Source organism: Zymobacter sp. IVIA_12111.31 C1, assembly GCF_047495495.1.
Lineage (GTDB): Bacteria > Pseudomonadota > Gammaproteobacteria > Pseudomonadales > Halomonadaceae > Zymobacter.
The window spans coordinates 1,308,233-1,333,053 of the sequence record NZ_CP179930.1; the positions used below are offsets into that span (position 1 = coordinate 1,308,233).

The 24,821-nt window shown below is 57.2% G+C and carries 17 protein-coding genes; 7 read left to right on the top strand and 10 right to left on the bottom strand.

Annotated elements, in window-relative coordinates:
• The first annotated feature begins 136 nt into the window (after positions 1-136).
• From ACMHYW_RS05865 to ACMHYW_RS05875, 3 genes are all read left to right on the top strand, one after another.
• On the top strand, positions 137-1,441 hold the full coding sequence (locus ACMHYW_RS05865; protein WP_414501292.1) for a histidine-type phosphatase: 1,305 nt from the start codon (positions 137-139) through the stop codon (positions 1,439-1,441).
• 457 nt (positions 1,442-1,898) lie between these two features.
• The gene (locus ACMHYW_RS05870; RefSeq protein ID WP_414501293.1) at positions 1,899-2,093 is read left to right on the top strand and encodes a hypothetical protein; all 195 of its coding nucleotides are present in this window, start codon (positions 1,899-1,901) and stop codon (positions 2,091-2,093) included.
• A 1,104-nt stretch (positions 2,094-3,197) separates the two neighbouring features.
• A complete protein-coding gene (locus ACMHYW_RS05875) occupies positions 3,198-3,806 on the top strand; it encodes a hypothetical protein (RefSeq protein WP_414501294.1) in 609 nt (202 codons plus the stop codon).
• A gap of 1,177 nt (positions 3,807-4,983) precedes the next feature.
• On the opposite strand, the gene ACMHYW_RS05880 is transcribed toward ACMHYW_RS05875, so the two are convergent.
• Complete coding sequence (locus ACMHYW_RS05880; protein WP_414501295.1) at positions 4,984-5,304, bottom strand: YdhR family protein; 321 nt, start codon at positions 5,302-5,304, stop codon at positions 4,984-4,986.
• 386 nt (positions 5,305-5,690) lie between these two features.
• Here ACMHYW_RS05880 and ACMHYW_RS05885 point away from each other — a divergent pair, with 386 nt between their 5' ends.
• Entirely contained in the window at positions 5,691-5,945 is a 255-nt protein-coding gene (locus ACMHYW_RS05885) for a hypothetical protein (RefSeq protein ID WP_027704759.1), read from the top strand.
• Positions 5,946-6,040: 95 nt separating this feature from the next.
• Here ACMHYW_RS05885 and ACMHYW_RS05890 read toward each other — a convergent pair whose 3' ends face one another.
• From ACMHYW_RS05890 to ACMHYW_RS05900, 3 genes are all read right to left on the bottom strand, one after another.
• Positions 6,041-7,306: a chloride channel protein gene (locus ACMHYW_RS05890; protein ID WP_414501296.1), complete on the bottom strand. Its 1,266-nt coding sequence runs from the start codon at positions 7,304-7,306 to the stop codon at positions 6,041-6,043.
• A gap of 381 nt (positions 7,307-7,687) precedes the next feature.
• Positions 7,688-8,797: a YncE family protein gene (locus ACMHYW_RS05895; protein ID WP_414501297.1), complete on the bottom strand. Its 1,110-nt coding sequence runs from the start codon at positions 8,795-8,797 to the stop codon at positions 7,688-7,690.
• A 121-nt stretch (positions 8,798-8,918) separates the two neighbouring features.
• On the bottom strand, positions 8,919-11,156 hold the full coding sequence (locus ACMHYW_RS05900; protein WP_414501298.1) for a TonB-dependent siderophore receptor: 2,238 nt from the start codon (positions 11,154-11,156) through the stop codon (positions 8,919-8,921).
• Between the two features lie 145 nt (positions 11,157-11,301).
• Between ACMHYW_RS05900 and fes the strand changes: the two genes are divergently transcribed.
• Positions 11,302-12,663, top strand: a complete 1,362-nt coding sequence (fes, locus tag ACMHYW_RS05905) for an enterochelin esterase (RefSeq protein WP_414501299.1) — start codon at positions 11,302-11,304, stop codon at positions 12,661-12,663.
• A gap of 110 nt (positions 12,664-12,773) precedes the next feature.
• Positions 12,774-16,727: an amino acid adenylation domain-containing protein gene (locus ACMHYW_RS05910; protein ID WP_414501300.1), complete on the top strand. Its 3,954-nt coding sequence runs from the start codon at positions 12,774-12,776 to the stop codon at positions 16,725-16,727.
• Positions 16,728-16,919: 192 nt separating this feature from the next.
• On the opposite strand, the gene ACMHYW_RS05915 is transcribed toward ACMHYW_RS05910, so the two are convergent.
• The 6 genes from ACMHYW_RS05915 to ACMHYW_RS05940 all read right to left on the bottom strand — a co-directional run bounded on the left by ACMHYW_RS05915 (position 16,920) and on the right by ACMHYW_RS05940 (position 23,122).
• Positions 16,920-17,438 (bottom strand): hypothetical protein, encoded by a 519-nt coding sequence (locus ACMHYW_RS05915; protein ID WP_414501301.1) that lies wholly within the window; start codon positions 17,436-17,438, stop codon positions 16,920-16,922.
• A gap of 2 nt (positions 17,439-17,440) precedes the next feature.
• Positions 17,441-18,325 (bottom strand): TatD family hydrolase, encoded by an 885-nt coding sequence (locus ACMHYW_RS05920; RefSeq protein ID WP_414501302.1) that lies wholly within the window; start codon positions 18,323-18,325, stop codon positions 17,441-17,443.
• Positions 18,326-18,683: 358 nt separating this feature from the next.
• Positions 18,684-19,826, bottom strand: a complete 1,143-nt coding sequence (locus ACMHYW_RS05925; RefSeq protein ID WP_414501303.1) for an alkene reductase — start codon at positions 19,824-19,826, stop codon at positions 18,684-18,686.
• A gap of 130 nt (positions 19,827-19,956) precedes the next feature.
• Entirely contained in the window at positions 19,957-20,658 is a 702-nt protein-coding gene (locus ACMHYW_RS05930) for a TetR/AcrR family transcriptional regulator (protein WP_414501304.1), read from the bottom strand.
• A gap of 89 nt (positions 20,659-20,747) precedes the next feature.
• The gene (locus tag ACMHYW_RS05935; RefSeq protein ID WP_414501305.1) at positions 20,748-21,455 is read right to left on the bottom strand and encodes a LuxR C-terminal-related transcriptional regulator; all 708 of its coding nucleotides are present in this window, start codon (positions 21,453-21,455) and stop codon (positions 20,748-20,750) included.
• Positions 21,456-21,784: 329 nt separating this feature from the next.
• Positions 21,785-23,122, bottom strand: coding sequence for an amino acid permease (locus tag ACMHYW_RS05940; RefSeq protein ID WP_414501306.1), 1,338 nt, complete (start codon positions 23,120-23,122; stop codon positions 21,785-21,787).
• Between the two features lie 471 nt (positions 23,123-23,593).
• On the opposite strand from ACMHYW_RS05940, the gene ACMHYW_RS05945 reads away from it, so the two are divergent.
• Positions 23,594-24,568, top strand: a complete 975-nt coding sequence (locus ACMHYW_RS05945; protein WP_414501307.1) for a hypothetical protein — start codon at positions 23,594-23,596, stop codon at positions 24,566-24,568.
• Positions 24,569-24,821 lie beyond the last annotated feature (253 nt).

Genomic DNA, 24,821 nt, shown 5'->3' on the forward strand with positions numbered 1-24,821 from the left:
CGTGCGTGAAAGATATGTGAAGGATAACGCGGGTACTATCGCATTTCTGCCATGATTGCCATGATAGACCCATTAGACGTTGGGAGACCTTGCCCAACCCGAGCACGCTTCATGATGAATGAAAGAGACTGCAGCAATGACAACAAAATGGATGATTTCCGGCCTGCTGGCGGTGATCGGGCTGGCAGGGTGTGGCGACCACACCGCGCGCGCCAAGCCGTCTGACTATCAGCTTGAGCAGGTGGTGGTGGTGATGCGGCATGGCGTACGCATGCAGACCGATTCTGAGATGCTGGCTCGCGAGACGGGGCATGCGTGGCCAAGCAGCGCAGTGCATGACGGTGAGCTGACCGCACACGGTGCCGAAGGGGTCGCTAGCCAGATGAAGTGGATGCTGGATCAATGGCGCAAAGCGGGCTTGCCACTCGAAGACGGTTGTCCCGAACGTCAGGTGCTGGCATGGTCTAGCCCGACCGCCCGTGCCCGTGACACGGGAGAGGCTGCGGTGGATGCGATGTTCCCTGGCTGTGGCTTCCACACCTATCATTCCACGCGTCCCAAGGACCCTGTTATGAAAGGACAGAAGGCGGTCGGCATACCGTTGGACGAGGCGAAGGTGGCAGTGGAGCTGCGCCAAGTTGCCGGCGGTTCACTGGAGGCGCTTGCCGAGCGCCACCGCGATGACGTGGAACGCCTGCGGAAAGCGGTCTGCCAGCCGGAGGCTTGCCAGTTCTTGGATCAGCCGTGGGGTGCACAGGCAAAAGGCAATAAGGTCAGCTTTGAAGGGCCGCTCAAGTATGCGGGCAACATGGCTGAAACGATTCGATTGCAGTACAGCGAGGGCCTGCCGCTGGATCAGGTCGCTTTTGGAAACGTGCGAGATGCCCATGATGTTACGGCCCTGATGGGCCTGCAGACACTGCGCTATGCGCTGGGCAACGATCTGCCGGAGGTCGCGCGCCACGGTGGTTCTGCCCTGATGGGGTTGCTCACACATGCACTTCAGACCGCGCACGTTACCGAAAGCGACCCTCTTGGGCGTCCGCTGGTGCTTTTCTTCGGCCATGACACCAATATCAGTCAACTGCGCACCATGATGGGTTTTAGCTGGCAGCTGCCGGGCTATCCGCGCAACGACATCCCTCCCGCAGGGGCACTGGTATTTGAGCGCTACCATGACCGCCAGCGTGACCGTGAAATGGTACGCGTCTCTTTCCAGGCACGTTCGCTGGATCAATGGCGCCAGCTGGCTCCGCTAAGCGATGCGGATCCTCTCTTGGTGAGCGAGTGGCGTTTTGCAGGATGCGAAAATACCGAAGTGGGCGTGCTGTGTCCGCTGAGTGATGTGCTGTCGCGTATGACCGCACAGCAGAACGAGGCTTTGCAGGCTCCCGGCGACTACCTCACCCAGCAGGTGGAGCGCAATGCGGGCGTCAAGTAAGGTGAGCATGATGCGTAAGGCGGGGTCTATAAGGACAGAATAGAACGAGAACAATAGATAGAAGAGGCATCAAGCGCATCGGCGGATGACGCCGCTATGATGGCTGCGAGTAAGTGGTGCTGTGTCTTCGGTGGCCCTTGTCAAAATGCCATCCGCTGTTCTTTTTGACGTGCGCAATCAGTAAGCCGATTCCTAGTGAATCGGCTTTTTTGTCACTGGAATTCGTTGAGCCACCTCAGGGTGAGGGTGCGGCAATGTTTACACTTACCGCTATCTCTTTGTTATCCCGACAGGATTGGTTTGCCTGTACCCATGGTGGCCATGTAAGCGCAAAAATGACAGCGAGGAACGGTTTCCGATCGTGGGAAGTGTGTAGTAGAATACTGTGTATGCATACAGTATGTGGCCGTGAATGGCCACGCGACCTGCAGCATGCCTATCTGAGAGGAGAGTTGTCATGCGTAGACGTATTTACATCCACGACCACGAGACGCTTGCGAGCCTTGCGCGCAAGTACCCTGGTCGCTCGATTCGTTGGATGCGCGATCGCCCTGCGACGCCTGTCGTTATGGCGACACCTCACTACGATGCTTTCCATGTTCACCATATTCCTGCTTCCGCAAAAGGGGGGCGCTGGCATCGGCAGGCGTGATGAGCCTTGGCTGTGGACCACACCCCTCTATATTCATTACCTGCCTGGCTCTTCTTCGATTGTTCTTGGAGCGTTAGTGATAGCCTCGGATGAAACGTATTGTGATGCATTGGTCCCTGTTGTATGGGCCATCGCGATTGCTGATATGCACTACCGTGTAGCGTACGGTATTGCCACCAAGCACTATTACTGAAATGCGGCAGGTTCCATGCCGCATCAGCGCCTGCGATGAATAGAGCCGTTCTTTAGCGACAATATCTGGACGGCCCTTATAAGAGACTGTTTCATATAATAAACTGTTTTATAACCTGAGTGATTGTTTTTGCCCTTTCTAAAATAGACGGTTTCTACCGCAATTTTGGGGTTTGAAGTCCCTTCAATGGCATGGATATTGGGGTTATGAAACAGGCTCTAAAGGGAGCGGGCAGGGCGAATACATTGTCGTCTTTGCATCAAGTACGGTGGTATTCCGATATATGCCTGCCACGGTCATCTACTATCACCATGAGAAAAGCGTTTGTTTGAGCCGGACGCAGCGCCTTTTGGAAACGTTGTGCTGTGCCAATAGCCACCATTCAGAATGTCTTCTGACCTTATCCGCATCACAATGCGATGTATTCTTGCCTTGAATAAAAGGGCGGCATCAACATGAACAACTTCGCTCATGCAGCATAAAAGATGCGTGCCTGATAAATCGTGCCTCTCTAGAAGAGCATCAGGGCTGGGCGAGGCGAAACGCAGTTGTTGTCGTGTATGCAAGGCCATCGTGGACAGGCCTATTGCTGTCATATTCTCTATAGGTCAGTAGGTAAATCTGTGTCGATATCGGTACTGCCTAAACGGTATACTTATGAATAAGCATCTTGGTCAATGATGAGATTTGACCCTGTTGTTTATTCTTTCATTAAGTAACGTTGCGAAATATTTTGAGTATTATTGATATGGGCGCTACATTGAGTTTAAGAACTTCCATTTTTCTAGACTATGGTCTTATGTCATTGATAAATGAGAATAGAAGGATAACTCGATTACTCATTAAAATTGGGCTAAGCTGACGTCCAGTGGTATATCGTATCCGGGATGTTTTAACAAAGGTAAAAGCAGATGAAAAGAATTATGATATTTGCCTTGGCAACCTCTCTTTTCGTGCAGGGCTGCTCTGACAAACCTTCTGATAGCGATATAAAGCAGGCCATACAGAACAAGCTTCCCCAGCACTCTTGCTTTACCTCTGTCCTGTTCAATAACTTTCCCATTCAGCTGGATGACAGTAGCTTCGGCTCGGGTATTGCGCCGGGCAATGCCAACAATCTTCAGCCGTTCGTGGATGCCGGTATTTTGACCCATGATGGGCGGGATTACGCGCTGACCGACGCTGGAAAGGCGGTATATGTGCCGGAAAACAAGGCGCTCTGCTTTTCCGAGGGCTATGAAGTCGTCAGTATTGCGTCTATTACTCGCGATACCACAGCAACACCGCCCGCCAGTATCAGTGATGTGTGGCGTGTCGATGCGGTCATCAAGCAGAAGCCTATGGCCGACTGGGCCAAGTCCGATGCATTGAAGAAAATCGCTATCACGTCCAAGCAGGCCTTGTCCGAGGTGCCTTTTACTCGCACCGTGCTTATCGGAAAAGTAAAAGATAAAGATGAGTTCGTCATTGATCCTTACTTCAACGTGTCTAGTAATGTCTCAATATCCAAAGCGTGGTAACGGCAGCGCCGCTGTATGACATCTTGCTGTGATATCCAGCCTCGGTTCCTATGAACCGGGGCTGTTTGGTTATGGGCATGCTCGAATTGTCATGATAACCACGGAGATGTCGCGCGATGCTTATCGTGGTGCCGCTCGGTAAGCCGGAGTTCTGGCCGCCGTGGCAATATCCTTTATTGCAATCTTGTGTGGCAAGGTCGATTTGGGGGAGGTGCCAGCGGGTAGGGATCAAAGTGGTTGCTTCATCCGTGACACTCGCTATGAAAGAACGCTGGTGGATGATGCAAGCGTGATGGTTGCCCTCGAAGCTCAGCCGAGTCGATGATCCTATCTTAAAATGTGCAAAACGTGGCATGAGAGGAGGTTTATACAACGGTGCGGTTCGTTATCATTGGTTAAAAAGAGTGCTAGAATCAGTGGCCTAGCCGAGGTTGAGTGCGCTTGAATGTGTGGCCCAATGAAGTGGATATTGTCGAACTGGAGGGTTGCCATATCGGTGCGGCAGTGCCGTATTCGCTCTGTGCGTATATCAGCAGCGGCAGAACAAAGGTTTGCAGCATCTACTTAAAATAGAAAAGGCAGCGTCATGACATTTAGGAACGGGCTTTCTTGTACCGCGGTTGCACTGTTGATGGGGGCCGTATGTACACCCGCTAAGGCATTCGAGCATTCTTCCCCTGCTTCGCACGCTCCTCATCAATCGTTTGCTGCGAGCCATCCCGGTCCTCGCAGCGAAGAAGAACACGCTTCACGTTCGGCGGATCATATGTCCAGCCCCCGCGGCATGCCCGCTACGGAGCATAAATGCCGTATGGTGCCTATCGTGCCTGAACAGGGAGATCGGCCCAACAACGTGGGCTATCGGCTGCACTGCAATGATATGGATGATAGTGACGACGAGTGATGAGAATCTGCCCATAAGCGACAGGACGATGGGCATAACGATAGGATAAGGGCATGCTGTAGGTTGTTGTAACAGTATCGTTGGCCCCTTGCCGATCATTATTGGAGACTATTATCTGACGGTGGGGTGCCCTTGCTGGCCCTCTCAATCGGAGAGGGCATCCTGATTTTTTGCCGCTGGTGGTCCGTGACGGGAGGGGCCTCAGCGGATTCACTTCTCTTTGCTTTCTTCCTATACCGTGGCGCATGAGGCGATGACCCATGCACGAGTGGCTCAGGCCTGTTGCCATGCCGCAGGTTGGTGCCATGTCTTGGCGGTGAAGTCATCAACGACGTCGAAGAGCTGGTAGTTCAGCTGGGTCGCCCCTTCGGCTGTGCGTTCCTGAACCAGTCTTTCCTTCCATGCTTCGGCATGTTCGGCGGTATCAAAGAAGTAGAAGCCGCCTCTTAGTTCGTCTTCCTCATTTTGGATCCATACCTTAGAAATCAGCCCTTCCACACGGTTGATCTGATCGGCAAGCGCTGTCATGTCGTGTGAGGTGGCGCCACGTTGGCGCGAAGAAGGGCGATAGGTAATGTACAGCGCATATGTCATGGGAAGGCATCCTGGATCGGCGATGGGCCTGGAAAGATTAGAGTAGCGTCGTGGTTCAGCGTCTGGATAGAGCGTGTTTGTCGTACGGTGAACGGAAAGGATGGCTGCAATGCGGGGGCGCACGAAAAGCGACTGCCATATTGGCTGGCGGCCTGTTTCTGTCCGGCGTACCCTCGTCGATTTGGTGCCAATATGATCTAGCCTCGCGCCCTCGCCTGCGGGTCAGATGAAGGGCGTGGGGTGGGCGGCATTGCAAAAGCTGTCGGGGTTATCGTGTGACCACATGCCCAGGTGGATGATGGGCGTAACGGGCGCACAGAGTGTTGCGCTCTCGGTAGAGAAGTGCTGTGATGAATTGATCACCCATCCGCATCAAGAGGCTGATCATGTCTGTACGTGAGCATCTGAAAGCGCTGTACCACACCACGGAAGCCGATTCAGGACGTGCCGTCCATGCGCTGATCAAGTGGCTCGAGGAAGCGCGAGAGAGCTATGAAGAGGGTACGGACGAGGGAAGCGAGGCGGCGGAAGACTGTGTACGGTTGCTGCACACCTATACGAAAACGAAATCCAGTGCAGCGCGGCAGGCGCTGGCCGGGGCGATCGAACATCTATGGGACACGCTACCCCCTAAAAAATGATGAGTAGCGTGCGGTTCTTTGTCGATGTGAAGCGGGCATGCCGTATGGTATGCCCGCTTCGTTTTAGGTTGATGGCTATTGCTAATTAGAGGCTATCAGCTCCAGCGCTGACGGCACAGATGAGCAGTGGCCAGTGCGCCGGCAGTCGCCAGCACCATCGGTGACAGCCATGAGTGATCAACGCGGGTGAGCTCCAGCCCCAGTGCCAGTGCGGTCATGGGCATGCGCATCGACGCGGCCAGAAATGCGGGTGCCGCAACGAGAACAAACGCTTCCATAGGCATGCCCGGCAGTACGCTGTTCCATAGCATGCCCGCCAGCGTGCCGATAATCGCGCCCATCGCAAGTCCGGGGGTCAACAGTCCGCCATGCGCACCTGATTTGAGGCTGCCCCAGACCGCGATGAGCTTGAATGCCAGCACCATCAGCAGTACCGGTAAGGTGAAGGTGCCGTCGATGCAGCTCTGGACGATCGGTTTGCCGTTGCCGAGGATCGACGGTGCTGCAATGCCCATCAGCCCGATCAGTGGGAAGTTGATCAGGCAGTAGAAGAACAGGCGGTGGTCGCGTGGGGCGCTGACTCGGGCCTGTTCGGTAATGCGTGAAAATGCGTAGGCACCGAGGCCCAGCAGCGGGCCTGCTGCAATGGCCCAGATCATCAGTTGAGGGGAGGTCTCGGTGCTCATGTGTAGGTGGTACTGAGGTGCGTTGCCCAACCCCAGCGCTGCAATCCAAGCGGCCAACGCCGATGTGGTCAGTGCCGGTATCACCATGCGCCAACGGAAGCGTCCCAGCAGCACTTCCAGCGAGAACAGCGCGCCTGCCAGCGGAACGTTGTACACCGCGGCCAACCCTGCGCCAGTACCGCAGGCAATCAAGAGCGCGACGTCTTCACTCGACAGCCCCAAGCGTCGTGCAATGTGACCCGCCCCCAATGCCCCCAGTTCTCGGGGAGCCACTTCACGCCCTAGCGGTGACCCTAGCCCTACCGTTACGATTTGCAGTAGCACGTGCCACAGCGTCGATCCGGTCGGCATGGGCGGTGCTCCTTCCCGTACGGCCTGATTGATACCGACCAATGGCCGCATCCGTTGCCAGAGGTACCACCAGCCCAGCCCAGCGACCAGTGCGCACACGCAGAGCGCAAGAAGACGTCGCCACCACGGTGCCTGGGTAGCGCCTTCCAGAAAGCTGACGTGGCCGAGAATCTGGTCGGTGCTATAGCCATACGCCAGATGTTGAATGATATGCAGCAGTGACGACAGGATCAGTCCGCCGATGCCGGCCACTACGCCCGTGAGCAGGCATGCGAAGGCAAAGGACAAGGGCTGAGAAAGTCGTCGAGAGGCAGGCTGGGACATAGGAATGATCTTCCCGGTAATAGGACGAGGGGACGGTATGGCACACGGTAGCGTTCGGTCGCCATACCCGCAGCGCAGCGTCCTGTTATGGACAGTGGGCACCAAGCCTATAGCGCCATAAGATTGGCTTCAAGTTCATGCGTCACTATGCTTATGTCTCGCGCAGACTGGGGCGGTATTACCGCCGGCATCAAGGTGGCCGCGATCCTTCATCAGCCCATAAAAAAGCTGCTTCCGGCGCGAGGTGCCCGAGAAGCAGCCAACATCAGTGGGGAATGGTGCTGCGGCAAGGTTTTTACCATTCCTCCACTCTGACCTGCTGCACGAATGCTCTCGTGCGGCAGGGCATTTATCTTTTCTTTCCGCTAGGCGGTCATACCTCTATTTCGATACATCGATACGCACGATGCTGTCTGGCCCCGGGGTGGACAGGTCTTTGGCGCGCGGCTGCTTGACGCTGACGAAGAGTGTCGGTTTGCCGGAAACGGCAGCCAAGCTGTTGGGCTGGTTGCCCAGAGTGAAACGCTCGATCAGCTGGCCATTGCGGGTATCGAACAGTGCCACGTTACCGGCATCGTGCTCTGTGACGGCAATGGCGTGACGCTGCGGTACGGCCAGCAGGGCGACAGGGCCTTTTTCAGTGGCGATGTGTTGCTCAAGGCGCGGCTGAGTGCTGTCCTTGACATCGATGCTGACGACGGCCTGTCCTTTGTAGTCGGTGGCATACAGGTGCTGCGTAGCGCCATCATAGAGCAGGTTGAGCGGCAGGGTGCCTACGTTGAGGTGGCCGAGCAGGCGGCCATCTTGCATCGACAGTACCTGCACATCACCGTCACCGTTGGAGAGGAACAGGCGCTGCTTGGCGGCATCAATGGCCAGCCCGGTGGGTTTCTTGCCGACGTTATCAAATACGTTCAGCGTTTCGAGCGTGCGGCTGTTCAGTACATAGATGCGGCCCTGCTCGGCAAGGGCGCTGATATACAGGCGATGGTGTGCTGCATCAAGGCGAATCTCACGCGGGCGGTACGGGTACTTACCGTCGGTATCGCTCTTCTCGGATAGGCGCACGGACTTCATCAGGCGGCCGTTATGCTGGAGATCGAACATGCTGATGGAGGCATCCAGCGTATCACTGGTATAGAGGCGACCGAGCGTATCGTCGAGTGCCAGCCCAAAGGGGCGTACGTCGGTCGCTATCCGCGCGCTGATCTTCAGGGTGGTCGGGTCGATCACCAGCAGGCTGCCATGATCGTTGGTGTCGGTACGGTCGCCCGCAACGGCGGCATACAGCATGTGGCGCTTGGCGCTGTACTCCACCTGATAGACCCCTTTGGTCAGGACGTTCTGTGTGATGCGACCGTCAGTGGCGGCCGTCTGGACCGCAGCAGGCGTTACCGGAGTGGTATCCGCATGCGCGAGCGGCAGTGTCAGCCCGGTAACCAGTGAGAGCACGCCAATGCGGCGTGCCAGTCGTGAGTTCAGTGCGTTCATCTTTCATTTCCTCTGGGTCGAGTGGCTCAGGAGAATTCAGGGCGTCGCCTTGTCTTTCATGGACAAACAAAAAGGCGCTCAGGCTCTGCCGACAGGTAGACCCGCCGGCAGAGAAACAGTGTTAGAACGAGCTCTGCAGACTGACGTATACGGTGCGGCCTGGGTCGTTGTAGGTGGCAGCCCCGGCCCCGTACATGTACGAGTTGGTGTTGGCATTGCCTGTCGTTTGTGCGTTGCCTTCACGGAAATGACGCTTATCGAGTACGTTGTCGATCCCGGTCGTCACCGACAGATGCGAATTGACCTTGTAGGTACCGCTCATGCCGAGTAGAGCATACGGGCTGACCGTCTGGCGTTCGCTTCCGCTGGTGGCTTCGCCCTTGTAGTTGTATTTCTTGGGTTTCTGGACGCCATACCACGTCACGGTGGACTGCATAGAGAAGTCGTCAGTGGCCTGCCAGCTCAGCGTCGAGTTGAGGGTGTACTCGGGAATGACGGACAGGTAGTCGTTGGTGGACTTGTTCCGGTTTTCCAGCATCCAGGTCAGGTTGTTGTTCCAAGTGATGGTATCGGTGACCGGCAGATTGACGGAGCCTTCAATCCCCTGAATGACCGCACGTGGTACGTTTTCCCACTGATAGAGATTGGTCTTGCCGTTAGTTGTGGTACCGATCGGTGTAGTGCCGGCTTCGATCTTGTTGTGGTAGTCGTTGCGGAAGTAGGTCAGGTTGGCCAGTACGTTGCCACGGTGGAACTCAACCCCCAGCTCCTTGTTGATACTGGTTTCGGGCTTGAGGTCTTCGTTGCCCAGCAGATAGCACGGCGTCCCGGTATAGCAGCCCTGGCCGTTGCTGTAGAGCAGATAGCTGGGGTTGGTCTGGTACAGGTTGGGCGCTTTGTAGGCCTTGGCAATGCCCATCTTCAAGGTGAAGTCATCACCCATGTCCTGCGACAGGTTGAGTGATGGGCCGAAGGTAGTGCCGGCCGTGGAGTGATGGTCGAAGCGCAGTCCCGGTGTCAGGCGGGTGGAAGAGGTCAGTGCAATATTGTCTTCGGTGAACAGTGAGAACAGGTCGGCATCGGTTTTAGGGTCGCGGCCGGTGGATGAGAGGCCGCTGATGGTGCCGCCGGTGGCGGTGGTTTGCGATGTCGATGATGCGTCATACAGGCTCTGGTGCGTCCATTCCGCGCCGAACGTAGCGCTCTGCGGACGGACGAACGAGAACGGTAGCGTGACTTCGCTGTGGGCGGTCAGGCTATTGAGGCGCGACGTCGAGAAGTTGCCGTCAGAGAAGATCCCTTCGGTGCCGCCCGCCAGTCCTTCATTCATGCGGGTGTTACGCGTGCGTTCATACTGCAGGTAGTTCTGGGTGCCTACGCCATCGTCCCACTGGCCGGTATGGCGCAGAGCGAAGGTCTCACGGTACAGCACGTTGGTTTCCTTACCGTACATTGACCGCACCAGCGCACTGGTATTGGTGTTCTGGGTGTCGCCTGCGTACAGGTTGCCTTGACGACCGAAGCCTGCTTCAAAGCTCAGCGTCTGCTGGGGAGTAAAGTGCCAGTCAATAGCGGCGTTGACATCCTTGTCGATGACCCCTTCGCGTCCGGCGGGCAGCGTGCTGGCATAGGTGCCCGTGCGCTGCGATTGATGGCCGGCGTTGATATCCCAGTCGTCCGCATCGGTTTTGCTGTAGTTGCCGAACAGACGGAAATCGACGTCCTGTGCCAGTGGCCCTGACAGGCTGAAATTGGTGCGCTTTGTCGCGCCTTCACTGCTGTGCTGAGGAGCGTTCATGTAGCCCCCCAGCGTGCCGTGCCACTGCTTGTCTTTGTTCTTCTTGGTGATGATGTTGACCACCCCGCCAGCAGCACCGTTACCGTAGCGAGCGGCAGCCGGACCACGAATCACGTCGATGTGGTCGATCATTTCGGGCGGCACCCAGTTGCTGTCGCCGCGGCTGTCTCGTTCGCCGCGCCAGCCATAGCGCACCGAGCCGCGGCTGGACACGGGCAGTCCATCAACGAGGATCAGGGTGTTCTCTGGCCCCATGCCGCGCAGGTCGATCTGACGATTGTTGCCGCGCTGACCGCTGGTCGAGTTGCCGATCAGGTTAACTCCGGGCATGGTTCGCACCAGCTCGGACACATCACGTGCGGGAGGGTGCTTCTCGATATCTTCACTGCCAATGGTGGATACGCCGAGTGCCTGCAGGCTTTGTATCGCGGGCGCCGTGACTTCGATCGTATCGGGGGTCGTTACATCCGAGCTCGTATCGTCTGCCGCATGGGCATACAGTGACATACTGCCTAGTGTCAGACCGAATAGGGCGAACGATGGGTGCAGCGGCCGCTTCATTGGCCTTCCTCCAGTAAAGTTATCGTTGGGAATCAATCGTCATGCAGTGCAATCCTTCGTCACAGTATTGTAAACGCGAATTATTATCAATAAGATTTGTGGTCATGATTCGGAACTTTCTTGTCCCCGTCCAGAGTAGCGCCAGATGACCTTACCCGATCAGTCTCTTCAGACGCAGGTAGCACAGGACGTGCTGCACCCTTGGCTAGCGCGCAGCAACGTCGGCGATGACGACTGGTGGCAGCGCCTCAAGGAGCGAGGCACCCCGTTGATCGAGTACCAGACCCCACACCGATGCCGAGTGACCTTCGTTTGGCGCGATCCCGAGGGCGATGAACGGCATTCGTCGTGCCGCCATGTCTGGCTGTGCATCAACTGCCTGACTGACCACCATGCCATGCAGCCTCCGATATCCTTGATCCGCCTGCCGGGCACGGATGTGTGGCACTACACCGTGCTGCTTGATGCCCGCTGGTGCGGCAGTTACTGCTTCATTCCTGATGACGGCGACCAAGGGTTGATGCAGGCACAAGGTGTGGATGGCGCGGCCGCCCCAGAGGAGCGCATCCAGCAGTGGCATGCGTTGCGGGCGTGGTGGCGCAGTGCGCTGCCGCACGGCAAGGACGACCCGCTCAACGCGGGGCGGCGTTGGATCAGCGGGCGAGGGCATGCCACATCGGCGCTGCATATGCCCAGAGCGACCATCGCTGATTCATGGCTGCGCTGGGATCAAGGCGAATCTCTTCCCGATCCCGAACGTGCCGCGACGAGGTGGCAGGTGCATCGCTGGAACAGTGCGTTGCTGGAAAACGAACGCTCGGTGTGGGTGATGACGACAGGTCGCCGCTGCCCATCCAAGCGACCGCTGGCGGTCTTTCTGGACGGTGGGTTCTGGACGCAGCAGATGCCTTTGCCTGGGGCACTGATCGAAATGACCCGTGCCGGTCAGCTTCCCGAAGCAACCTACCTCTTCATCGACAGTGTCGATAACGCTACGCGTCGCCGTGAGCTGACCTGCAATCCTTTGTTCTGGCAGGCGGTGGAGGAAGAACTACTGCCGCAGGCCCAACACTGGGCGCGTTTTGACGACACGCCGGGCAGTGCACTGGTGGCCGGGCAAAGTTTTGGCGGCCTGTCCGCGCTGTATGCCGGGCTGCATTGGCCCGAACGCTTCGGCAAGGTACTGGCACAATCGGGGTCGTTCTGGTGGCCGCGCCGCGAGCTGATGCTGCTTGATACGTTGCCGGACGATGCTTGCTGGCTGCTGCACCGGATGGAGGAAGGGCTAGGTCAAAACGGCCGGCTGGAACTCTATCTGGAGGCGGGGCGGCAGGAACATCTGATTCACCACGTTCACGAGCAGCTACTCAATGTGCTCGAACGCCAGCATCACCATGTGCACTACCGCGTGCGTGAAGGCGGTCACGATGCGCTGTGGTGGCGCGATGGCCTTCTTAGTGGCCTGCGTTGGCTGTGGCGGGAGCTGCCCCATCCTCCTCTGGCGTGATGCTTTGTTGTGAGATACGCCTCCGGCGTGTCTTGCGGCCCATCCTGTTGTCCTCGGCTTTCCGTACGGGGAGGCCTTTTTCTATCTTCGGTTCAAGGGAGTGAACGTTCGTGTCCACCACCATCACTTTGCCATTGGTTGCCGCGCAGCCAGGGATCTGGGTCGCAGAGCAGACCGCCCTCGATACCAATGTCTTCATCGTGGCCCATTCCACCGAGCTTCGAGCGCAAGCCGATGCTTCGCTGAACGTTGAGGCCTTCGTGCAGGCCATCCGTCAGGTAATGGCCGAGGTGGATACCCTCAATGCGCACTATGGCGATACCGATGGGGTGCCGTGGCAGCAGTGGCCGGATGTGCGCCATGCCGATGAGATGGCGGCTCCCGTGGTGTTCGACCTCAGTCATGACGAGCATGCCGATGAGCGGGCGCTTCAGTTGATGCAGGAAGATTTGCAGCAGGACCTTCGCATCAGTGAAGGACAGCCGCTCTATCGTCACCTACTGATTAAGGTCGCAGGAGCCCCCGAGCGTTGGCTGTGGTATCAGCGCTATCATCATCTGGCCGTCGATGGGTTTTCCTTTGCCGCTATCGCACGCCGTATCGGCGAGGTCTATCACCGTAGCGGTGCGGATCAGCCGCTTGGTGATACACCTTTCACACCGTTCGCGGCGGTCGTCGATGAATACCGTCAGTACCATGCCTCTCCGCGTGCGCAGAAGGACGCCGATTTCTGGCAACAGCAGCTGGCGGCTTTGCCGGCGCCCGTGACGCTGTCCGAGCAGGCGCTGGATACGGCGCGGTTGACGACGAAGATTGTGCGCCATGACATCGCGCTACCGGAAGGCGCATTGGCACGTCTGGAGCAGCTTGGCGAAACGGAACAGGTGACGGGCGTCGATATGGCGCTAACCCTGCTGGCGCTGTGGGTGGCTCGTCTAAGTGGACAGTCGCGCTATGCGGCCGGCATGGTCTTTATGCGCCGCCTGGGCTCGGCCGCGCTGACTGCCACTGGGCCAGTGGTCAACGTACTGCCGCTGGGTGTCGAACTGAACCTGGATGAGGCACTGGTGAAGAACGCTCAGCGTTTGGCGCGCACGGTGCGGTCGATAAAGCGTCACCAGCGCTACGATGCGGAACAGATCCAGCGTGATGCACGTCAGTTGACGGCGGCACCACACGGGGTCGTTTTCAACGTCAAGATGTTCGATCATCGACTGCGTTTGTCCGGCTGGGACGACCAGACGCACGAATGGGTGACCGGCCCGGTACGCGACCTTGAACTGGTGCTACACGTAGGGGAAAACGGGGCGCTGTCGCTGACCTTGCAGGCCAATGCTCAGCGCTATACATCCGCTTCACTGGCTAGTCACGCCGCCCGTATTGCGCCACTTTTCGAGCAGGCCATGGACTCACCGATGCGTGCACTGGGCGATCTGGACATGCTGCTACCGGAAGAACATGCCCTGCTGGCAAACGTCAACGCCACGGATCACCCCGTTCCAGATACGACACTGCCTGCCTGTCTGCGTGAGCAGGCACTGCGTACGCCAGAGGCCATCGCGCTGCGCGATGATACGCACACGCTGACGTATCGTCAGGTGCGTCAGCAAGTAGAGGCCCTTGCCGCTGCGCTGGCCGAGCAGGGCGTGCAGCGCGGCGATATCGTGGCGCTGGCGTTGCCGCGCTCCGTACGTCTGACACTGGCGATGATGGCCGTCGTCGAGCTGGGTGCGGCGTGGCTACCACTGGATCTCGGCTACCCTGACGACCGCCTGCAACTGATGTGTGACGATGCGCGTCCGCGACGATTGATCACCGATCATCACTGCCGAGCGCGCTTCGACGGTACGGCACCGATCTTCTGCTATGACGCACTGCTGGCAACTACCGCGATCGCGCCCGTATCGTTGCCGGAAGGTCCAGACCCTCAAGATGCTGCTTATGTTCTGTATACCTCAGGGTCGACGGGGCGACCAAAAGGGGTCGTGGTCTCGCATCGTGCCATCGTCAACCGCCTGCTGTGGATGCAGGATCGCTATCCCTTGAGCGAAGGGGATGCCGTGTTGCAGAAGACGCCGTGCGGCTTCGACGTATCGGTCTGGGAATTCTTCTGGCCGATGATGGTTGGGGCAACGTTGGTGATGGCACCGCCTGAAGCACACCGTGACCCTGAGCAACTGCTGGCGCTGATTGACCGCTATCAGGTCGGCACCCTGCATTTCGTGCCGTCGATGCTGGCTACGTTTATGGATACGCTGGCGGCGGCCCCTGACGATCAGCGCTGGCAGTCACTGACCCAAGTGTTCTGCAGCGGCGAAGCGCTGCCGACGGGGTTGGCGCAACGCTGGCAGCAGCATACCCATGTGCCTCTGCACAATCTGTACGGGCCGACGGAAGCGGCCATTGATGTCACCTATTATCCCGCCTTTGGAGAGTCGCTGGCACAGGTAGTGGGCAGCAGTGTGCCGATCGGACTGCCGGTATGGAACACGCGCTTGCGGCTGCTGGACGAACGGCTACAGCCCGTGCCGCCGGGCGTTGCGGGTGAACTCTTTTTGTCGGGGGTACAGCTTGCCGATGGCTATCTGCACCGTGAGGAACTGACCGCGCAGCAGTTCATGGCCGCGGGCACGTCTTCTACGGGCTATCCCGTTGAAGAACGGATGTATGCCACCGGAGATATCGCCCGCTGGCGCGATGACGGCGTGGTCGAATATCTGGGGCGACGCGATGGGCAGCTTAAGCTGCGTGGGCAGCGCATCGAACTGGGTGAAATCGAACATGTACTGGCGGCACAACCGAGCGTTGGACAGGCTGCGGTGGCGGCCATGGTGCTGGGGCAGGTGAGTGGCGGCGAACAGGATCAGCGCCAGCTGGTGGGCTACATTACGCCCGCACAGCCGGATGAACGGCCTGACAGTGCTGCCCTTCACGCGGTGCTGCGTCAGCAGCTGCCCGCGCATATGGTGCCCGTAACTTTGGTTGTGATCGACGCCTTACCGCTAAGCGCTAATGGCAAGCTGGACCGTAAGCAACTGCCAGTGCCCACCGTCGCGAACGATACGCCCCAGCGCCTGCCGCAAACGGTGCTCGAACAGCGTTTGGCGGCGGTGTTTAGTCGTTTCTTGGGCATTGACACGATTCATCTCGACGACGATTTCTTCGCTCTCGGTGGGCATTCGCTGCTGGCGATGCAGGTGATTGCCGAACTGCGGCGCTGGAATGACCAGCCCATTTCGATTGGATTGATTATGGAAGCACCGACAGTGGCCCAGCTGGCCGAGGCGTTGGGCGACGAGGCTGCGGCAGCCCACGCAGGCCTTGATGAAACATTGACGCTGCGCCGCCCGAGCGCCGATGGTGCAACGCTGTTCTGTTTTCATCCTGCTTCCGGCTTTTCGTGGCAGTTCAGTTCACTGCTGCGCTATCTGGACAGCGGCTGGGGGCTGATTGGGCTGCAGTCTCCCGTGCCTGATGGCGTGCTTGCCACTAGCGCACATATGGCGGAGGCCTGCGATCGCCACCTTGCCACCCTGCAGCGGGTACAGCCGCACGGCCCTTATTATCTGATCGGGTACTCGCTGGGTGGGACGTTGGCACAGGGGGTTGCGGCGCGTTTGCAAGCACTGGGCGAAGAAGTACGCTTTTTAGGGCTGCTGGATACCTATCCGCCAGAAACGCAGCAGTGGGACGGTGTGCTGGATGACGAGGTGCTGCGCGAAATCGAGCGCGAACGTGAGCGTTTCATGACCATTGCCGCTGATCTGGCACCGCAGAACGGGCAGCAGGACACTCTGTTTGATGATATCGGGCAGAACTATGCCGATGCCGTGCGGTTGCTGTCGACCACGCGCACCGATCGCTTCAACGGCACGGTCACACTGTTTGCCGCGACGGAGTCGCTGCCAGAGGGATGGAACGTACGGGAGGTTTGGGCCCCCTATGTCGGTGAGCTGTGCGTACACCCACTGCCGTGTCGACACGTGGACATCATTGCGCCGGGTACGTTCGAGCAGTTAGGACAACTGATACGCCAATCGCTGCAGGTAATGCCTGTGCAGTAGCACGCTGGCCAGCGCAGTGGCATGCCGGGGAGGCGATCTGGCTAAAAGCTCTCTGTCACTGAACATAAACGATAGCAATGAAAAAAGACGGTAAGGCCACGATGAACGGGTCTTGCCGTCTTTCTATAATGAATGCGCTTGGGCGTGAGGGGGACGACGTGCGGTTATCCGCCCTGCGCCGCCACACGCCGATCAGTAGTCAACGTCGTAGTCGCCGCCCACGCCATACTCGTCGCTTTCCTCACCATTCAGGCGGCGGTGCAGCATCAGCATGACCAGCAGCTCATGGTCGGCCTGCATGGGCGTCAGGCCCTGTTCCTGCAGCAGTTCGCCACGCAGTTCGCTCCATTCTTCCTGATCGCAGTCCGGATAGAGCGAGGACAGCGGCTCCAGTGCTATGAACGGTGCAATCCCGTATTCATCAAACAGCCGCTCCAGTGCCTCTTCATCGTCATTGAGACCGTTGATATAGACCGTATCGCCGCTGTGATCCGCTTCCAGCTCACGCAGTACGTCCAGCGGGCGCTCGCCCGAGGCATGCAGCGTATCGATATCGTAGTCGCCCAGTTCGGTGTGGTCGCCGCCCCAGCTTTCCAGTGGCTGAATCAGCGTGTGCTTGATCTGGCCGTCGGGCAGTGACCAACAGATGGCCAGCGGCAGATGGTCGTCGCCGGTTTCGATGAAGAGAAAAGCCGGAAATGAATCGCTCATGGTCAATGCTCCTGTGAGGCTCGGGCGCGTGCAGGCAAGTGAAGTGTCTGTTCGGGAAGAGAAAAGAAGGCGGTTGCTGTTTCGGTCGTGCGCTGCGCCAGCACGTCTTCTGGCTCATCGACCAACCGTGCCAGCGTGCGGCTGATCCACGGCAGCAGGGCCGGTTCATGACGGCGAGCCTTGGGAGACGCGGGCAGGTCGCGTGGTAACAGATACGGGCAATCGGTCTCGATCATCAGGCGATGGGCGGGAATTTCTTTGATCAAGGGGTGCAGGTGCTGCCCTCGGCGTTCGTCGCAGACCCAGCCGGTAATGCCGATATGAAGATCTAGGTCGAGGTAGCCATAGAGCGTCTTCCTATCGCCGGTAAAGCAGTGCACCACGGCCTGACGGATGCCATCGCGCCAGTGGGTCAGCATGTCCAGCATGTCCGGCCCCGCCTCTCGCTCGTGCAGGAACAGCGGCAGCCCATACTCGGCCGCCAGAGCAAGCTGCGCCTCGAAGGCGTGGCGCTGCTGATCGCGCGGTGTGTAGTCTCGGAAATAGTCCAGCCCGCATTCGCCCACCGCAGCGATATCGTCGCGGCGCAGTACATCGCGCAGCAGACGCTCTATGTTAGGCGACCAGTGATTGGCATCGTGGGGATGGATGCCGGCAGTGGCTCGCAGCAGGGGCAGCGATTCATCACTCGCGTGGCGCTCCATGATGGCGATGTTCTGCTCTATAGAGGCCTCATCCGTGCCGGTCAGCACGATGGCCGAAACACCGGCAGTGGCCGCGCGTTCCAGCACCGCGGGCAGATCGCGCGCATAGCTTTCGTGCGTCAGGTTGGCACCGATATCGACGAGAGGGCCAGCAGAATGAAAGGTCAGCGTATCGGGCAGCATGGCTAGAAAGGTGTCCTCTACAAAGGCAGACAGGATGAAATGGCATTGCGGCCGTCCATCTGGCCGTAGTGGTCGCCATGATAGCGGTTCACGATGATCAGGTGAATGCCATTGGCGGCAAGCGGCCTCCGTGTTGACCGGTGGCACCATGGCTGATGTTCGGAAGACCTTGCTGTTCTAGGCCTTTAGATGGCAGAAAACGTATCGCAGACACCGTGGCACCCTAGGCCACATGGCGACATCGCTCCAATATGTTATGCAGATAGGGACGTACCGCGCAGATGAAAAGAAGGAAGCACTGGGCTTCCTTCTTCTTGCTGCCGCTTACCGTGTACGGCTACCGTCACCGCGCTTAGTGTTAGGCATCATCAGCAGTAGGGGCCTGATAGAGCGGATAATCGGTATAGCCTTTGTCTGTGCCGCCGTACATGGTGGCCGCATCGAGTGGGTTCAAGGGCCAGTCATGCGCAAGACGCGCAGGTAGATCGGGGTTGGCAATGAACGGGCGTCCGAAGCCGATTAAATCGCCCAGACCTGCGTCAACGATCCTGCGTGCTTTCTCCGCGGTGTATTTGCCCGCGTACAGGATGGCACCACTGAAGGCGGAACGCATCGCTTGGCGGAACGATTCCGGCATCTCTGGTGCATCGTCCCAGTCGGCTTCGGCGATGGATACATACGCTACACCGGCATTCTCCAGCATGCTGACGGCTGCCAGATAGGTCTCGTGCGGGTTGTCTTCGACCAGCCCCAGATAGGTACGGTCGGTGTCATCGGTACTTGTGAACAGCGGGGCGAAGCGGACGCCGACGCGCTCGGCACCAATGGCCTCTGCTACAGCCTCAACGATCTCCTTCAAAAACCTCAGGCGATTGCTGAGCGAGCCACCGTATTCATCCTGACGCTGATTGGTGTGCATTGAGAGAAACTGGTTGGGCAGATAGCCGTTCGCACTGTGGATTTCTACCCCGTCGAAGCCTGCATCAATCGCATTCCGAGCGGCGGTGGCGTACAGCTGAACGATTTCCTTGATCTCCTCTACGCTGAGTGCACGGGGCAGCCCTGGCTGTACCAGCTCACCCGTGCCTTCGCCTGTCGGAATAAAGACTTTCACGCTCTTGGCCTGTAGCGCAGAAGGGGCGACAGGAGCCTCACCGTTCGGCTGCAGGGCCGGATGGGAAACGCGCCCGACGTGCCACAGTTGGCAGAAGATTACGCCACCAGCAGCATGCACGGCGTCGGTTGTTTTCCGCCAACCGCTCACTTGTTCCGGCGTGTAGATGCCCGGCGTCCATGCATAGCCGCGTCCGCGCGGCTCAATAACTGTACCTTCAGTCACCATGAAGCCTGCGCTAGCACGCTGACGGTAGTAGGTTGCCATCAGAGCGTTGGGAATGTCCTCCGGCTGACTGCTGCGGCAGCGCGTGAGGGGAGGCAGGAAGATGCGGTTTGCGAGAGTATGGCGGCCCAGCTTGGCGGGTGTGAAAAGGGCTGATGTCATTGGTAGATTCCTTTTGATGCGCACCCTAGTTCAGTGCGTTCCGGCATGCGCAAGACGATGTATTTACGGCCTTGAACACGTGCCGATATGTCTAAATTAGACCAGTCGTATATAAGGCGGTTAAATTTTTTCAGGCGTTCAGATTCAGCAGATGCCGAGTCGTGGTCAGGGTTGTTTCCAGGGCAGCGTTGTCGCGTGTGATCTTCTGACGAATGCATGCGCCAAGCCACAGGTGGTAGAGCATCTCTGCCATCCTTTCGGGAGCAATAGAGAGGGACAGAGAACCGTCATCCTCGCCTTCACGGAGAGCAGTGGTGATGCGCTGGATGACCCGTTGGGTGCCTTTGTGGAGAGCATGGCGCATGGTTTCCGACATATCGCTGACCTCAGCGCCCAGCTTGACCGCTAGACATTTTGCCGTGGCATCAGGGGATGACTGAGAACTGGCCCAGTAGCCAAGATACTGCAGCAAACGCTCAGCGGCCGTATTCCCCGGCACGCTCAGAATATCGTCCACGCGGGCCAGATAAGTGTCGAAATACTCCTCCAGCAACGCTTCTCCAAACGCTTCCTTGGTGCCGAAGTAATAATAGAAAGATCCCTTCGGCACGCCTGCGCTCGTCAGGATTTCGTTGATGCCTACTCCAGAAAACCCCTTCTGGGCGATGATGCCGTAAGCGGTATCCAGTATGTGTTTCCTGACATCCTGCGCTGAATTTTTCATGGTATCGAATGCACTGCTTGAATTAGACCAGTCGACTATAACAATGGCCGCGCATTTTCTCAATCCTGTGTTCATGCCTCGAGAGGGCTTCTTCTGATTGGCGCCCATCACCCCTCCGTGTGCGTGATGATGGCGCCTCATAGGCTTTTTGATGCAGATGGCCTGTCCTATGCAATAGAGCGCGGTATCTGAATGATCTAGTGAATAAGATTAAGATAGATTGCTTTGACAATAGCGGAGGTCTTATTGGGTGCATCCAGCTTCAACATGGCGTTTCTGAGATGAAAATTGATAGTACTTTGACTTAGATGAAGTATCTTGCCAGTTTCGACTGCTGTTTTTCCATCGCCCATCCAACGTAAGACCTCTTTTTCTCTTTCCGATAATCTTATATCTGATATTTGACGTATTTGATTCATTTTTATTAATACGGAGGTGGCGACCCACTCCATCTTTTTATTCACATGTTGTATATCTGATGGTGATATTGGTGATGACGTATCTACCCAAAACATATTGTATGTTCTTTTACTTTCTATCAGCGACTGTGCCCATCCTCCGAATCGACCGCAGCTATAGACATCTTCCATGACGTCGGGTACTGCCTCGAATAGCCAGTCCTCGCGGGTGCCTAGCCATGAAATGGGCTCGGTAGAGCGAGCACAGTGACGGGGCACTGGCGTGTAGTCGTAACTGCCATTCCCTATCTTTTCGATTGTTCCATCTTCGGCAGTATTGAGTGCCAGAATGCGCTGGTTCGACATTGGAACAGGCAGCATCGCTTTCCAGCCGACATAATCGAAGCCCATAGGTTTTACAATTTTGAGCGTGACATCCAGTACATCCTGTAGACGCGTGACGCCATTTAAGCGTGTAAATAGGTCTATCTGCCATTGACTGTTCATTTTATTTAACCACGATAAGAGATTACAGGAATTTTACTGTAATGGAATAAGAGTGACAGTGGCTACTGAACTAAAGTTTAGTGAGAATGACAATTTTTATATATTGAGAAAATAAGGTTGGGTATCCGTATATCGTGTTGATATATCTTTTTTGCATGGAATATTCCTCTTTCATCCGATGAGGTAAGGCGAGGTTGGGGCAGAGGAAGAAATGCAGGCTGATTGATGAGAGTGAAGTGGTATGAAAAACACGCTGCCCGGCGGTTGTCAGCACGGGCGGCGTGTTTGCGGTGCGGTCAATGGGTCATCGTTGGCCGCAGGTCGTGCGTTCAAGACCGCTGCGAACGGCGGTAGCGGCCAATCAGTACCAGCACCGCGGCGAGCGCCAGTGTGGTGCCCAGCACGCTGCGCTGTTCGGGCATGAATGCCATGATGCCGAAGACGGAGGCCATCAGTAGCAGCACGATTGCACTGAACCACGGATAGCCGGGCACGTGAATTTGTTCATGCGACGAGACCGACCACTTTCGGCGAGCGATCAGCTGCGAGGTCAGTATTGAGCAGTACACCAGCAGGATGGCGGCACCACCGGAATTCAGTAGGAACTCCATATAGCGGGAAGGGAAGACCACGTGTGCCATGATGATGATCAGCGCTACGGCCGCGGTAGAGACGATCGCCTTCCACGGTGTATGGCGGGCAGACAGTACCTGCCATTGCTGCGGCGCGTCTCCGCGCTTCGATAGCGACCATGCCATTCGCGATGCCGTATAGAGCGCCGAATTGAGGCAGCTGATGACCGCCGTGAAAATGACGACGTCCATCAGGGCCGCAGAACCAGGAATACCGATGACGTTCAGTGCGGCTTGATAAGCACCTTCGCTCAGTAGTGGGCTGTTCCATGGCACCAGACAGAGCACCAGCAGAATCGAGCCGATATAGAACAGCGTGATGCGCCAGACCACGGCGCGCATGGAGGCGCGGACGTTGTGCACGGGGTGATCGGATTCCGCCGCGGCGATGGTGGCAATTTCACAGCCCTGAAAACTGAACAGTGCAATCAGGAAGGCACTGACGCCTGCTGCCAGTCCGTTGGGAGCGAAACCACCGTAATCGACGAGCAGTGCAAGCCCCGTCGGTGCGGATTGCGGCCAAATGCCCAGTACGGCCAATGAACCGACGATCAGAAAAGCGATGATGGAGATAACCTTAACGAAGGACAGGCCGTATTCGGCGCGGCCAAAAGCGCGCACGCTTAGGCAGTTGCAGCCGGTCATCACCAAAATGACGGCTACTGCGGCCAGCCAGATCGGCACTGAGGGAAGCCAGCCGTGCAGGATATGCCCCGCAGCCAGCGATTCGATGGCCATCAATAGCAGGTAGTACCACCAGTACAGCCAGCCTACCGAGAAGCCTGCCCAGCGGCCAATGGTGGTATCCGCATAGACGGAAAACGACCCCAGATCGGGGCGGGCAGTGGCCAGTTCGGCGAGCACCCACATGACACATAGCATAAGCAATGCCGCTGTGGTGTAAGACACCAGTGCCAGCGGGCCAGCCAGTGCAATGGCCTTGGCCGAACCGACGAACAGGCCTGCTCCAATAACGCCGCCAATGGAAATCATGACGATCTGATGCGTCGCCAGTTTGGGGGATGCACTGTGCATCGGACTCTATATCCTTGCGCAAAACGTGAATGTATTTAACCGAGTAGCATTTCAAGGCGTTACCCGTTATCCGGAGGGCATTACGGTACACAAATTTTTCGGCGTATGCAGAGCTGTGGCCGAGATGTCGCACCGCTTGTTGCTTGCCTGTGGTGAGAAAAGAGGGGAAAGCTATTCGGGCATGATGAGACGATATCGCGGCGTGATGGCGCATCTTGGTGTGGGGTAGTGCATTGTTTTTGCGGTATTATCTTTGTCGAAGAATAAATGCTGGCACGGCGCACCATGATCTACACCTCCGTCACTCATGATGGTGTGTGGTAATGGCCACAAGCGAATGCGCAGAAGGGAGCGCGCTGGCCTGAAGAGTGAAAGGCGCTGTTTTAGCGAAAAGACAAAGAATGCGGTGATGGCTTGAGCCTTGAGGCAAGGTGTGATCATTGCCGCGACACGGAAAGGATCGGGGGAGTTATGAATAAATTCTGGCCTTGTTTTCTTGGCTGTTTCCTAGGGGTTGCTTCATCGACGCTCGGCATCGGATGGTTGCTGCAGAAGCCAGAGCATGCGCCAGCCTCAACGGCCAATGTTCACCCCGCGACGCTGAGCAGTCGGCCGAGTGTTGAGCTAGCCGATTTCATCCTGGGTGTAATGGGAGAGCAAGGATCGCGATGGGCGTGGAACTGGCAAGCAACGTCTGCCATCTATTGGCAGAATGGCGTTGAACTGCTGCAGAATCCCACAGCGATGCGGCGCTCGGGGCACGTCCGCATCAATGTGCTTGGTGCTATCGCAACCTTACTGATGGACAGTGAAAAAGAGTTGGGATGGTACGTCGCGCTGGAAACGGATGAAGTCGATACACCGCCTATCATGCCAACGAGAATCGTCATCCAACCCGATGAATGTTTTGGTGAAAAAAACACCGGCTGCGATTTTGACCCCTTGCCGTCATTGGACCGCAAGGGCATCTCGCATGATCTCGTGTGCTCGCTTTCACCTGCTGGTGCTGGGGGGTATCGACTCTATCTATTGCACTATCCTGGCAAGAACGATGTGCTGATGACGGCCGAGTACGGCGACGATTTAGGCAAGCGCGCCGGTGTTCTATCGTTCGATCAGGAGGGGGCCCACGGCATGCCGTGTGAGATCAGTGAAGAAGGGCTGGTCGAACAGGGCACCGCCAGAGAAGACGTCAGCCCATCCAAACGCTATACCGCTATCGTTCAGCAGGCGCTTGAGTCGGTGGCTACACCAGAAGAAGCCAAAGGCCACTCCTGTCAGGTGTCTTTTATTATCGAAGACGATGAGCTGGAATATGCCTATGCAGACACGGTCTCGGGTTTCCTGCCGCTCTGTGGCAAGGGAATAGAGGCGCTAGAAGCTGCCGATTTTTCTGGCCTCAATGTGGATACACCTGTCTTTCTGCAGGCGACAATTACACGTTAGACGATTGGTTTTTTCATATGGCCTTATGGCTACGTTGTGTGGCTGGTCTGATGATGAAGTGGTGAACCTAGCCTCGCATAAAGTGCGGGGCTACCTAGCTTCTATTCATGAACAGCGACGTTGATAAGGATTCATAAAAAGGTAGGTGTTTACGCTGGTTTAAGCGCTTGAGAATGCCATCATGTACGGGTGGCTACGCAGTGATCTGCCGCGATGAGTTTGCTGACGAAAAAGAGTACCTAACGACCAGCAT

Excerpts from the sequence above, each read along its gene's own strand:
- ACMHYW_RS05940 (WP_414501306.1), bottom strand. The coding sequence starts at position 23,122 with ATGCACAGTGCATCCCCCAAACTGGCGACGCATCAGATCGTCATGATT.
- ACMHYW_RS05870 (WP_414501293.1), top strand. The coding sequence starts at position 1,899 with ATGCGTAGACGTATTTACATCCACGACCACGAGACGCTTGCGAGCCTT.
- ACMHYW_RS05920 (WP_414501302.1), bottom strand. The coding sequence starts at position 18,325 with ATGCTGCCCGATACGCTGACCTTTCATTCTGCTGGCCCTCTCGTCGAT.
- ACMHYW_RS05885 (WP_027704759.1), top strand. The coding sequence starts at position 5,691 with ATGTCTGTACGTGAGCATCTGAAAGCGCTGTACCACACCACGGAAGCC.
- ACMHYW_RS05880 (WP_414501295.1), bottom strand. The coding sequence starts at position 5,304 with ATGACATATGCGCTGTACATTACCTATCGCCCTTCTTCGCGCCAACGT.
- ACMHYW_RS05865 (WP_414501292.1), top strand. The coding sequence starts at position 137 with ATGACAACAAAATGGATGATTTCCGGCCTGCTGGCGGTGATCGGGCTG.
- fes (WP_414501299.1), top strand. The coding sequence starts at position 11,302 with ATGACCTTACCCGATCAGTCTCTTCAGACGCAGGTAGCACAGGACGTG.
- ACMHYW_RS05930 (WP_414501304.1), bottom strand. The coding sequence starts at position 20,658 with ATGGGCGCCAATCAGAAGAAGCCCTCTCGAGGCATGAACACAGGATTG.
- ACMHYW_RS05945 (WP_414501307.1), top strand. The coding sequence starts at position 23,594 with ATGAATAAATTCTGGCCTTGTTTTCTTGGCTGTTTCCTAGGGGTTGCT.
- ACMHYW_RS05895 (WP_414501297.1), bottom strand. The coding sequence starts at position 8,797 with ATGAACGCACTGAACTCACGACTGGCACGCCGCATTGGCGTGCTCTCA.
- ACMHYW_RS05915 (WP_414501301.1), bottom strand. The coding sequence starts at position 17,438 with ATGAGCGATTCATTTCCGGCTTTTCTCTTCATCGAAACCGGCGACGAC.
- ACMHYW_RS05890 (WP_414501296.1), bottom strand. The coding sequence starts at position 7,306 with ATGTCCCAGCCTGCCTCTCGACGACTTTCTCAGCCCTTGTCCTTTGCC.
- ACMHYW_RS05935 (WP_414501305.1), bottom strand. The coding sequence starts at position 21,455 with ATGAACAGTCAATGGCAGATAGACCTATTTACACGCTTAAATGGCGTC.
- ACMHYW_RS05875 (WP_414501294.1), top strand. The coding sequence starts at position 3,198 with ATGAAAAGAATTATGATATTTGCCTTGGCAACCTCTCTTTTCGTGCAG.
- ACMHYW_RS05925 (WP_414501303.1), bottom strand. The coding sequence starts at position 19,826 with ATGACATCAGCCCTTTTCACACCCGCCAAGCTGGGCCGCCATACTCTC.
- ACMHYW_RS05900 (WP_414501298.1), bottom strand. The coding sequence starts at position 11,156 with ATGAAGCGGCCGCTGCACCCATCGTTCGCCCTATTCGGTCTGACACTA.